The organism is Sulfitobacter sp. JL08 (assembly GCF_003352045.1).
Classification (GTDB): domain Bacteria; phylum Pseudomonadota; class Alphaproteobacteria; order Rhodobacterales; family Rhodobacteraceae; genus JL08.
On record NZ_CP025815.1, the window covers coordinates 3,005,803 to 3,017,368 of the forward strand.

General features: G+C 59.9%; 8 protein-coding genes and 1 tRNA gene. 4 read left to right on the plus strand and 5 right to left on the minus strand.

Annotation, left to right across the window (positions count from 1 at the left end; translation table 11 throughout):
* The first annotated feature begins 49 nt into the window (after positions 1-49).
* Positions 50-1,768: a methionine--tRNA ligase gene (gene metG, locus C1J05_RS14815; protein ID WP_114870926.1), complete on the plus strand. Its 1,719-nt coding sequence runs from the start codon at positions 50-52 to the stop codon at positions 1,766-1,768.
* On the opposite strand, the gene C1J05_RS14820 is transcribed toward metG, so the two are convergent.
* Positions 1,765-3,375, minus strand: a complete 1,611-nt coding sequence (locus C1J05_RS14820) for a sulfatase-like hydrolase/transferase (RefSeq protein ID WP_114870927.1) — start codon at positions 3,373-3,375, stop codon at positions 1,765-1,767. The two genes, metG and C1J05_RS14820, sit on opposite strands and share 4 nt — an antisense overlap.
* Before the next feature lie 148 nt (positions 3,376-3,523).
* Between C1J05_RS14820 and C1J05_RS14825 the strand changes: the two genes are divergently transcribed.
* The gene (locus C1J05_RS14825) at positions 3,524-5,023 is read left to right on the plus strand and encodes an NAD(P)-binding protein (RefSeq protein WP_162798096.1); all 1,500 of its coding nucleotides are present in this window, start codon (positions 3,524-3,526) and stop codon (positions 5,021-5,023) included.
* A 49-nt stretch (positions 5,024-5,072) separates the two neighbouring features.
* Here C1J05_RS14825 and C1J05_RS14830 read toward each other — a convergent pair.
* From C1J05_RS14830 to C1J05_RS14840, 3 genes are all read right to left on the minus strand, one after another.
* Positions 5,073-5,158: transfer RNA gene (locus C1J05_RS14830), tRNA-Leu, on the minus strand.
* Positions 5,159-5,216: 58 nt separating this feature from the next.
* A complete protein-coding gene (locus tag C1J05_RS14835) occupies positions 5,217-5,771 on the minus strand; it encodes a tetratricopeptide repeat protein (RefSeq protein WP_114872347.1) in 555 nt (184 codons plus the stop codon).
* A 65-nt stretch (positions 5,772-5,836) separates the two neighbouring features.
* The gene (locus C1J05_RS14840) at positions 5,837-6,313 is read right to left on the minus strand and encodes an Lrp/AsnC family transcriptional regulator (RefSeq protein WP_114872348.1); all 477 of its coding nucleotides are present in this window, start codon (positions 6,311-6,313) and stop codon (positions 5,837-5,839) included.
* Positions 6,314-6,448: 135 nt separating this feature from the next.
* Between C1J05_RS14840 and putA the strand changes: the two genes are divergently transcribed.
* Positions 6,449-9,841 carry a bifunctional proline dehydrogenase/L-glutamate gamma-semialdehyde dehydrogenase PutA gene (gene putA / locus C1J05_RS14845; RefSeq protein ID WP_441351692.1) on the plus strand — a complete coding sequence of 1,131 codons (3,393 nt, stop codon included), beginning with the start codon at positions 6,449-6,451 and terminating at the stop codon, positions 9,839-9,841.
* Between the two features lie 96 nt (positions 9,842-9,937).
* Positions 9,938-10,681, plus strand: coding sequence for a rhomboid family intramembrane serine protease (locus C1J05_RS14850; RefSeq protein ID WP_114870930.1), 744 nt, complete (start codon positions 9,938-9,940; stop codon positions 10,679-10,681).
* Positions 10,682-10,702: 21 nt separating this feature from the next.
* Here the strand turns inward: C1J05_RS14850 and C1J05_RS14855 are convergent, their stop codons facing one another.
* Positions 10,703-11,488: an inositol monophosphatase family protein gene (locus C1J05_RS14855; RefSeq protein ID WP_114870931.1), complete on the minus strand. Its 786-nt coding sequence runs from the start codon at positions 11,486-11,488 to the stop codon at positions 10,703-10,705.
* Between the last annotated feature and the right edge of the window lie 78 nt (positions 11,489-11,566).

The following is an 11,566-nucleotide window of genomic DNA, read 5'->3' on the forward strand; positions in this document are numbered from 1 at the left end:
CAATCCCCTTGGGCTAAAGCTGCGCAAGTTTCGAACCAAAGGCACTTGCATGACCCGTCACCTGATCACCTCCGCGATTCCCTACATCAACGGGATCAAACATCTGGGCAACCTGATCGGCTCTCAGTTGCCAGCTGATCTTTATGCCCGCTACCAGCGCGGACGCGGCAACGAAGTCCTGTTTTTGTGCGCCACCGACGAACACGGCACCCCTGCCGAACTGGCTGCGGCCAAGGCGGGTAAACCGGTGGCGGATTATTGCGCCGAAATGCACGCCGTGCAGGCCGAAATCGCGCGCGGCTTCCGCCTCAGCTTTGATCATTTCGGGCGCTCTTCCAGCCCGCAGAACCATGCCCTGACCCAGCATTTCGCCGGCAAACTTGCCGACAATGGTCTGATCCGCGAAGTGTCGGAGAAACAGGTCTATTCCATCACCGACGGGCGGTTCCTGCCTGATCGCTATATCGAAGGTACCTGCCCCAACTGCGGCTACGACAAGGCGCGCGGCGACCAGTGTGAAAACTGTACCAAACAACTGGACCCGACCGATCTGATCGATCCGCGCAGCGCCATTTCCGGTTCGACCGATCTTGAAGTGCGCGAAACCAAACATCTTTATCTTTGCCAGTCCGCGCTCAAGGACGACCTGGACAAATGGATCGACAGCAAAACCGACTGGCCCGTGCTGACAACCTCGATCGCCAAAAAATGGCTGCATGACGGCGACGGTTTGCAGGATCGCGGCATCACCCGCGATCTGGATTGGGGCATTCCCGTCAAACGCGGCGATCAGGACTGGCCCGGCATGGAGGGCAAGGTATTCTATGTCTGGTTCGATGCGCCCATCGAATACATCGCCTGCGCGGGCGAATGGGCCGAGGCCAACGGAAAATCCGATGCCGACTGGCAACGCTGGTGGCGCACCGACAAAGGTGCCGCGGATGTGCGCTATACCCAGTTCATGGGCAAGGACAACGTGCCGTTTCATACGCTCAGCTTTCCGGCCACGATCCTTGGCTCTGGCGAACCATGGAAACTGGTCGATCATCTGAAGTCGTTCAACTACCTCAACTATGATGGCGGCCAGTTCAGCACCTCGCAGGGGCGCGGCATCTTCATGGATCAGGCACTGGACATCCTGCCAGCCGATTACTGGCGCTGGTGGTTGCTGTCGCACGCCCCGGAATCGTCCGACAGCGAATTCACATGGGAAAATTTCCAGGTGTCGGTGAACAAGGATCTGGCCGATGTGCTGGGCAATTTCGTAAGCCGCATCACAAAGTTCTGCCGCTCCAAATTTGGCGAAGCCGTGCCGCAGGGTGGCAGCTATGGCCCTGCCGAAACAACTCTGATTGCCGATCTGACAACCCGCATCCGCGCTTACGAAACCTTTTTGGAAGCGATGGAAGTGCGCAAATCGGCGCAGGAATTGCGCGCGATCTGGTCACTGGGCAACGAATACCTGCAAGCTGCAGCACCGTGGAGCACATTCAAAACCGATCCCGAACAGGCCGCCGCGCAAACGCGCCTCGCGCTTTGCCTGATCCCGATTTACGCGGCTCTCAGCGCCCCGTTCATCCCTGATGCCAGCGCGTCGATCCTGGCGTCGATGAAGCTGGACAATTTTGATTGGCCTGAAGATGTCGATGCCGCGTTGGCCGCCCTGCAAGCGGGTCACGCGTTCGACGTGCCCGAGGTTCTGTTCGCCAAGATCAGCGATGAAGATCGCGAAGACTGGCAACAACGCTTTGCAGGCATCCGCACCTAGTCGGGGATTTTGCCCTGATAGACAGCTGCCACATCCGGCGCGACATCTTCCGGCGAAAACGCCCCCAGCAGAATGCCCACCTCGTCGCCGGTGCCGGTGCCCGCTTCGATCTGTGCATCGCTGATCGTCACCCGCTGGGACGGGCGGCGCGCCCAGTTTGCAAGATGCGCGTACATCTGCGCGATCACATCGCGATGTGCATCGCTTGCCCCCAGATCGACAAATTCCTGCGGATCCTCTTTGCGGTCAAACAGCATCGGGCGAAAGCCGCCTTCGGCATGGATCAGTTTCCACCGCTTGTCCGCCACCATGAACAGACGCGCATTGCGGATCGAAACTCCCAACGCGGCCCGCATCGGGGATTTGGAATAATCATATTCGCTGATCACATGTTCGCGCCATTGCGTGACAGTTTCACCGTTCAGAAACGGGCGCAATGATCGGCCTTCGACGATATGGCGCGGCACCTGTGCCCCCGCGACATCAATGAACGTTGCCGCCAGATCAATCGATTCCACCAGTGCATCACAGGTCGTTCCGCGCGTTGCGTCCGCCGCAGGCGATGGATCGCAAATAATCAGCGGTACCCGCACGGACGGATCGTGAAACAGATCCTTTTCCCCCATCCAGTGATCGCCCAGATAATCGCCATGATCCGATGTCAGAACGATCACGGTATCCTTGTCCTGCCCGGTCGCCTTCAGATGGGCCAGTAACACGCCCAACTGGTCATCACATTGCGTAATCAGCCCCATATAGGCGGGAATCACCACATCGCGCACCTCGTCGCGGGAAAAGCTTTGGCCCACACGGCTGTCCATGAACGCGCCATAAACCGGATGCGGATTATCCTTTTCCCGCGCATCGCGCAGCGCGGGCACCACATCCTGCGGCGTGTACATATCGTGATAGGGCGCCGGCACGATGTAAGGCCAGTGCGGCTTGATAAAGGAAACATGCGCGCACCACGGCCCCTGCGCCTGATCCAGAAACGCCATCGCGCGCCGCGTCAGCCAGGGCGTTTCACTGTCCTGTTCCCTGATGTTGGCCGGTCTGGCGGCGTTCTGCATGAACCAGCCACTGGCCAGATCGTCCCCGTTCGCACCGGCATTGGCAAAATCGGCCCACGGATTATCGCCTGCATATCCCTGGTGTTTCAGATATTCGTTATAGGGGCTGCGTTTGTCATCATAGGGGCCGTGCGGGCCGCTGGCCCATAACCCGTCATCGCGCTCCCACACGTCAAACCCGCATTCGGCCTGCCGCGCGCCGATCACACTGTCCGGCGTCAGCCCCAGACGCGCCATGCCAGCAGCATCGGCCTTCATATGGGTCTTGCCGATCAGCCAGCAGCCCAGACCGGCACTGCGCAGGTGATCGCCCAATGTCATTTCCCCCACACGCAAAGGAAACCCGTTATAGGCCGCCCCGTGCGAATGCACATAGCGCCCCGTATAGGTCGACATGCGCGATGCTCCGCAAACCGGCGATTGCACATATGCGTTGGAAAACCGCACCCCGCGCGCAGCCAGCGTATCCATATGCGGCGTCCTGATCGTGGGATGGCCGGCACATCCCAGATAGTCATGGCGCAGCTGGTCGTACATGATGAAAAGGATGTTCTTTTGCAAACTGCACGCTCCCTGCCGGCATTTGCGCCCGCAAAGGAAGGACCACGCCGCGCCGAATAAAAAGTTTAGGGTCTGCAAACAAGACAATCAATGCTACCGTGATCGGGCTTTTGGGGGAATGCACATGCTTGATCAGAAGGCCACCCAACCCGCGACAGGACAGGACGCGCCTGTCACGACATATGATCTTGTCGTGATCGGCGCAGGCATTGCGGGGCTGAATGCGCTGTTTGCCGCGACCGCCTATTTGCCAAAAAACGCGCGTGTTCTGCTGCTTGACCAGAAACAGGGTGCCGGCGGAATGTGGAACACGGCTTACGATTATGTGCGCCTGCACCAGCCTCACCCGATGTTCACCGTGGGTGATATCAAATGGAACTGGCAAAAACCGCGCGATTACCTTGCGGGGCGCGATGAAGTACAACGCCATCTGGCGGGTGCCCTTGGCCCCGTTGCGGACGCGGTCAATCTGGAAACCGGCTTTGAACAGACGGTGATTGCCTGTGATGCGGGCACAACTGACAATGGTTATCGTGCGCGCATTACCTTTCACCCCAACGACACGCCCGCGCAAACGACAACGGTTCATGCGATGCTGGCAATACACGCGTCCGGCCTGAATTACCGGATGGCCGAACCTTTGGATTTGTCCGCCAGTTCCGTCATCTCGATCGTGCCCCAGGACCTGCGTGATATTCTTGCCGCCCACCCCGGCGCGGCGGTCTATGTTGTCGGCGGGGGCAAGACCGGCATGGACACTGTATTGGCGGCGCTGGCTGATGATCCCAAGCGCAAAGTATCGCTGATCAACGGGCGCGGCACGAATTTCCTGAACCGCACACGATACATTCCGACAGGCCTGAAACGCTGGACATCGGGCCAGCTGGTCTCGCGCCTGTTTCGCGACATGGCACTGAACTTTGATGGCGACAACGAAGAAGAACTCATCTCGTATTTCCGCCGCACCTATTCAACCGATCCCGATACTGCAAACGGGGTTTTTCTGTATGGCCTGCAATCGGAAGACGAACAGATCCGGATCGCTGCGGGGCTGAGTGAGACGTATCCCGGCTATCTGGTTGACGTGACCGACGGCCCTGACGGACCTGTGATGGAATTGCAAAGCGGTGAACGCCTGCCGGTCGAACCCGATAGCATCTTTGTCAATTGCACCGGCAGCTTTTTCAGGACTGCCGACATGGAAACCAACGCCCGCTGTCTTTCCCCCGGCAGCACTGTTCTGAACATCAGCGCTCGCGACGGGTTTCATTTCCTGACCAGCGTCGCCGGTTTTTTCCTGACACATCTGCTTTATCGCAAAGACCTGAAAGGCAAGGGATTTTATACGCTGGATCACGAGGCGCTGTTCCGTATGGATCGAAACGCCTGGGTCGGCGCCTCGGCTGCGCAGGCCTATATGAATCAGGTGATTGCCGTGAATACCCTTCCGATGATGCTGCTTGATCGTTGCGGCCTCGATCTTGATCGCTGGTACCCGTTTCCACGCCGTATGGCCGGGCTGATCCGGATGAAATCCAGCGCGGACACCGACATAGCGCATTGTCGCAAAGTCCTTGATCGCTTGGCAGACCGCTTCAACATTCGTTGCGCGCCGCTGGACTAGCGGCTGGAAACGCACCTGTCTGCCTGAACAGTATCGGGAGTCCGTCCGCTGGTACCCACGGCCGGACTCGAACCGGCACGGCCTTTCGGCCCAGAGATTTTAAGTCTCTTGTGTCTACCATTCCACCACGTGGGCCAGCGCGCGGACAATAGCGGCTAAAGACGCGGTGTAAAGCGGTGCAAGGACTGCAAAATCAGATATCGTCGCCGGGCGGTTCCAGCGGGCCACCGGGGGCCAGCAGCGCACGTTCGGACAACCACGGGTTCAGTTCCAGTGCGGCGCGCAAATCGGTGCGCGCCTCCTCCAGACGGCCCAGCTGCATCAGGCTCAGCGCGCGCCCTGCCCGCGCGGCCACGTGATCGGGGCGCAATTCCAACGTGCGGTCCAGATCGACCAGCGCCTTTTCATAGGCACCGCTCAGGAAATAGGCGAACGCACGTTGGTTATAGCCTTCGGCGTAATCGGGGCAGTACTCGATCAGGGTTTCAAAATCGGCGATGGCCCCCAGAAAATCATAGCCCGATCGCTTGGACATGCCGCGGTCCAGAATGGCCTGCGCCTGCTGATCCGGCGCATCCGCCCAGATTTCCCACATTTCACGGCCGATATCGCTTCCGGCCATTTCCGTTTCGGCGGCATTGGCCTGCGCCACCAGTTCCGCCATACGCTCGGACGTATCGGGAACCGGCGGACAGGCCAGAGCCAGTACCGGCGAAAACAGCAGGGCGGACGTCAGCAGTATCTTCATGACGTCAGAATTGGCGCAGCGTGGCCTTGCGTCAACCCCGCGGGCTTCACAAAGCCGCGCGGCGGTCACGCAATTTCGCCCATTCCGTTTTCCTTCACGGCCTGCATCGCCACATAGGTCGATGTCCCCGCCACATGCGGCAAGGTGGATATCTTTTCACCCAGAACCGCACGGTAATCTGCCATGGACCGTGTGCGCACCTTCAGCAGATAATCGAAATTTCCCGCGATCATGTGGGCCTGCTCCACCTCGGGCAGCTTTGCCACTGCCGCGTTGAACGCCGACAGCGCCGCCTCACGTGTATCGCTCAGGCGCACTTCGACAAAGGCAACGTGATCCAGCCCCAGCCGGATCGGATCGACCAGCGCCCGGTACCCGATGATAATACCCGCGTCTTCCAGCCGGCGCAGCCGCGCCTGCGTCGGTGATTTCGACAACCCGATTCGTGTTGCCAGATCGGTGATCGACATGCGTCCGTCGCCCGATAAGACCTGTACAATCGCCCGGTCAAACCGGTCCAGATCAACCAAGTCCAATTGCATTGCAAAGCCCCCCATTTTCGGGACAAAATATGCCCCCATGCCCTATCTTAAGCCAATCTGCCCTCGAACCCTGCGATATACTAGCGCAAACTTCTGGAGACTGAAATGAACCGCGCGCCCGAACACTCCCGCCGTATGGCGTTGGACACCCTGACATACACCGCACAAGGCCCCGTGCTTGACGCGCTGATCAAGACCGCAGCGCTGAGCCAAGGCGACCGCAGTGAAATCTGCACGCAGGCCGCCGGACTGGTGCGCAGCATCCGCAGCCATTCCGCCCCCGGTTTGATGGAGGTTTTTCTGGCCGAATACGGGCTGAGCACCGAAGAAGGTGTGGCGCTGATGTGTCTGGCCGAAGCGCTGTTACGCGTTCCGGATGCCGATACGATCGATGCCCTGATCGAAGACAAGATCGCCCCGTCGGACTGGGGCAAGCATCTGGGTCATTCCACATCGTCGCTGGTCAACGCATCCACATGGGCGCTGATGCTGACGGGTCGTGTGCTTCAGGATGAAAAACCCGGCCCTGTCGGACACTTACGCGCCGCTGTCAAACGTCTGGGCGAACCGGTAATCCGCACCGCAGTCGGGCGCGCGATGAAGGAAATGGGCCGTCAGTTCGTGCTGGGTGAAAGCATCACATCGGCCATGGAACGCGCCGTCAAAATGGAAGCCAAAGGCTATACCTACAGCTATGACATGCTGGGCGAAGCCGCGCGTACCGAACGCGATGCCAAGCGCTATCACCTGAGTTACAGCCGCGCAATTTCCGCCATTGCCACGGCCTGTACCCACACCGACATCCGTAGCAATCCGGGCATTTCGGTCAAACTGTCCGCCCTGCATCCGCGCTATGAAATAGCACAGGAAACGCGCGTTATAGCCGAACTGGTGCCGCGCCTGCGTTCCCTTGCGCTGCTGGCAAAATCGGCGGGCATGGGCCTTAACATCGATGCAGAGGAGGCCGACCGCCTGTCCCTGTCGCTGGACGTGATCGAAGCGGTGCTGAGTGATTCCGCCCTGTCGGGGTGGGACGGATTCGGCATCGTGGTGCAGGCCTATGGCCCACGCGCCGGTGCCGTGATCGACAGTCTTTATGATATGGCCACCCGCACCAATCGCAAGATCATGGTCCGTCTGGTCAAAGGCGCGTATTGGGATACCGAAATCAAACGCGCCCAGGTCGAAGGCGTCGACGGGTTTCCGGTTTTCACGCAAAAAGCGGCCACAGATGTGTCCTATATCGCCAATGCCCGCAAATTGCTGGGCATGACAGACCGGATTTATCCGCAATTCGCCACCCATAATGCCCATACCGTTGCCGCGATCCTGCACATGGCCGATGACAAGGAAACGTTTGAATTCCAGCGGTTACATGGCATGGGTGAAGCATTGCATGATATTGTTCTGTCAACCTACGAAACGCGCTGCCGCATTTACGCACCCGTTGGCGCACACAGCGATTTGCTGGCCTATCTCGTGCGCCGCCTGCTGGAAAACGGTGCAAACAGTTCTTTCGTCAACCAGATCGTCGACGAAAACGTTCCCCCCGAAGTGGTCGCCGCAGACCCCTTTGACCAGTTGGGGGCGCAAAACTATCCGGTGCCCACCGGCCCCGATCTTTATCAACCCGAACGCCCGAATTCCAAGGGCTTTGATCTGACCCACACACCGACACTGGCGGCCATCGAATCCGCCCGCGCGCCGTTCAAAACGCAGACATGGAAGGCGGCACCACTATTGGCAGCAGACGCGCAGCCGCAAAAACCGCGTGATATCCTGAACCCGTCAGATCATGGCGACAGCCCCGGCACAGTGGCCGCCGCCAGCACGAAAGACATCGAAACGGCCCTGTCATCGGCACAGCCCTGGGCAGCGGACCCGGCAGAACGCGGCGCAATCCTTGCCCGCGCCGCCGATCTTTACGAAGAAAACTTTGGCGCGCTGTTTGCCCTGCTGGCGCGCGAGGCGGGCAAGTCCCTGCCCGATTGCGTGGCCGAACTGCGCGAAGCAGTGGATTTCCTGCGCTATTACGGCGCCAATGCCCCCACCACTCCCGCGGCGGGTCTTTTCACCTGCATTTCGCCGTGGAACTTTCCGCTGGCGATTTTTTCTGGCCAGATCGGCGCGGCACTGGCGGCAGGCAATGCGGTGCTGGCCAAACCGGCGGAACAAACCCCGTTGATCGCGCATTTTGCGGTTTCACTGATGCACGATGCGGGCGTACCGCGCAGCGCGCTGCAACTTCTGCCCGGTGCGGGCGATGTGGGCGCCGCGCTTACCTCTGATCCGCGGATCAACGGCGTTGCGTTTACCGGATCAACCGCCACAGCCCTGCGTATCCGCGCTGCCATGGCTGAAAATCTGGCCCCCGGCACGCCGCTTATCGCGGAAACCGGCGGGTTGAACGCTATGATCGTCGACAGCACCGCCCTGCCCGAACAGGCCGTAACCGCCGTGATCGAAAGCGCGTTTCAATCCGCAGGCCAGCGCTGTTCCGCCCTGCGCTGCCTTTATGTTCAGGAAGACATTGCCGAAAGCTTTCTGGAAATGCTGACCGGCGCGATGGATGAACTTACGCTGGACAATCCGTGGGATCTGAGCACGGACAGCGGCCCCGTGATCGATGCCGCCGCGCAGGCTGGCATTCTTGAACATATCGCCAAAGCCCGCGCAGACAGGCGCGTGATCAAGGAAATGGCCACGCCGGACGGCGGAACCTTCGTTGCCCCTACGCTGATCCGGGTCAGCGGTATCTCTGATCTGGAACGTGAAATATTCGGTCCGGTGCTGCATCTGGCGACCTTCAGGTCCGGTGATCTGGACCGGATCATCAACGATATCAACGCCACCGGATACGGCCTGACCTTTGGCCTGCAAACCCGCATCGACGACCGTGTGCAGCACGTGTCTGACCGTATCCATGCAGGCAACGTCTATATCAACCGCAACCAGATCGGCGCCATTGTGGGCAGCCAGCCCTTTGGCGGCGAGGGTCTGTCCGGCACCGGCCCCAAAGCGGGCGGGCCAAACTATCTGCCACGCTTTGGCGCACCGGATGTGCAAAACGGCGATGGCGCGTGGACGACGGATATGGATATCGGAGCGTTAACCATTCCGACCCCAACAAACCGCGCAATTGAAACACTGACCTTGCCGGGGCCGACGGGCGAATCAAACCGCCTTAGCACGTCGGCGCGCGCGCCTTTGCTGTGCATGGGGCCAGGCGATGCGGTCGCGGAAAAACAGGCGGCTGCAATCAACGCCCTGGGCGGTATCGCCGTCAAGGCCACCGGGCGGCTTGCACCACAGGCATTGACGTTTCTCTACGGCATTTCCGGCGTTTTGTGGTGGGGCGATGACACAACGGCGCGCGCCATTGAACAGGCGTTGGCGAAACGCGACGGGCCAATCATCCCGCTGATCACCGGCCTGCCCGATCTGGCACGCGTGCGCGCTGAACGGCATGTGTGCGTCGACACCACAGCCGCCGGTGGCAATACCGCCCTGCTGGGGGGCGCCGCCTAGACGCGCGCAACGTGATCCCGGTGATCGTCGGGATCACGTTTCCCTGCGCCAGAACAAAGGCTTGACCGCCGCGCAGTTTATGACCAGCGTGCGCGCATGTTTCCGATCCGCGATCATAATCCATCGGGGCGCGTGCCCTTTGTGACCTATGCCCTGATGGTGCTGAACATCGGCATTTTTCTAAGCTATGCGGGCCTGCTGAACGATGCGCGCGCGATCAACGCGTTCTACATCAACTGGGCGATGATCCCGGGCCTTGTCGCGCAAGGTGAAAATACCATGACGCTGTTCAGTTCGATGTTCCTGCACGGCAGCTGGATGCACCTTGCCGGTAATATGCTGTTCTTATGGATTTTCGGCGACAACATGGAAGACGAAATGGGCCATATCCCGTTCTTCATATTCTACGTTGTCTGCGGCTTGGGTGCGGGCGCTGTTCATATACTGTCGGGCACAGACTCCACAGTGCCTGTGGTGGGGGCCTCGGGCGCGATTGCGGGTGTCATGGGCGGCTACCTTTTGATGTTCCCCAAGGCGCGCGTTGATATCCTGCTGATCATCGTGATCTTTTTCCGCATCATCCCGATCCCGGCATGGATCATGCTGGCACTGTGGTTCGTGATGCAGTTCGTTGGCGCGATCCTGTCCGATCCCGATGTCGGCGGCGTTGCACACTGGGCGCATGCGGGCGGTTTCATCGTCGGGATTGTTCTGACACTGCCACTGTGGCTTTGGCGCGGCGGCAGATCGTTCTGGTACGAAACCGACGGCCACCCACCCCATCCCGAGGCAAAATACAAGCTTAGCCCCAGCCGCATTCCCAAGGTGCGGCGCAGGTAGCGTCAAAGCGGTAAAGGCGCCTTAGCCGCGGATGACTTTCGCAAACCCGGAAAAAATCGGTTCGTTTGCGCAGATGATTTCACCATCTTCCAGAATGTCGCCTTTGGGGTTCAGCGGTTCAACCAGCCCGCCCGCCTCGCGTACGATCAAAAGGCCCGCCGCCATGTCCCACGCATTCAGGCTGCGTTCCCAGAACCCGTCATACCGGCCGGCGGCGACATAGGCCAGATCCAGCGCGGCAGACCCGAACCGGCGCACGCCCGCACAAGCAGGCAGAACACGCGCCAGATCCTTCAAAGTATCCGGCAGATCGGCACGCCCGCCAAAGGGCAATCCGGTCGCAAAGATACATTCGATCATCCGGCTGCGCCCCGACACCCGCAAACGGGTTTCGTTCATCCATGCGCCGGCACCCTTTTCGGCAAAGAACAATTCGTCCTTGGACGCGTCATAGACCACACCCGCCACGATCTGGCTCTTGTGTTCCAGCGCGATCGAAACGGCCCAGTGGGGCAATCCGTGCAGGAAATTGGTCGTGCCATCCAACGGGTCCACGATCCAGCGGCGGGTCGGGTCTGCGCCCTCTTCTGCGCCGCCTTCTTCGGCCAGCCAGCCATAGGTGGGCCGCGCGCCCATCAATTCGTCTTTTATGATCTTTTCAGCCGCGATATCGGCCTTGGACACAAAATCGCCCGCGCCTTTCATCGACACTTGCAGGTTCTCGACCTCGCGAAAATCCTTGGCCAGGGCACGGCCTGCCTTGCGGGCCGTTTTCATCATGATGTTCAGATTGGCGCTGCCGACCATTTTCGGGGTTCTCCTGTCACGTCAGGCCGCGCGTATACGCCCCGAAACCCCGCTTGCCAAGGGCCGAGGACACCATAC

Bases quoted from the DNA above. Each gene is read 5' to 3' on its own strand.
- C1J05_RS14835 (WP_114872347.1), bottom strand. From the start codon at position 5,771: ATGAAGATACTGCTGACGTCCGCCCTGCTGTTTTCGCCGGTACTGGCT.
- putA (WP_441351692.1), top strand. From the start codon at position 6,449: ATGGCGTTGGACACCCTGACATACACCGCACAAGGCCCCGTGCTTGAC.
- C1J05_RS14825 (WP_162798096.1), top strand. From the start codon at position 3,524: ATGCTTGATCAGAAGGCCACCCAACCCGCGACAGGACAGGACGCGCCT.
- C1J05_RS14820 (WP_114870927.1), bottom strand. From the start codon at position 3,375: ATGTACGACCAGCTGCGCCATGACTATCTGGGATGTGCCGGCCATCCC.
- C1J05_RS14855 (WP_114870931.1), bottom strand. From the start codon at position 11,488: ATGGTCGGCAGCGCCAATCTGAACATCATGATGAAAACGGCCCGCAAG.
- C1J05_RS14850 (WP_114870930.1), top strand. From the start codon at position 9,938: ATGTTTCCGATCCGCGATCATAATCCATCGGGGCGCGTGCCCTTTGTG.
- C1J05_RS14840 (WP_114872348.1), bottom strand. From the start codon at position 6,313: ATGCAATTGGACTTGGTTGATCTGGACCGGTTTGACCGGGCGATTGTA.
- metG (WP_114870926.1), top strand. From the start codon at position 50: ATGACCCGTCACCTGATCACCTCCGCGATTCCCTACATCAACGGGATC.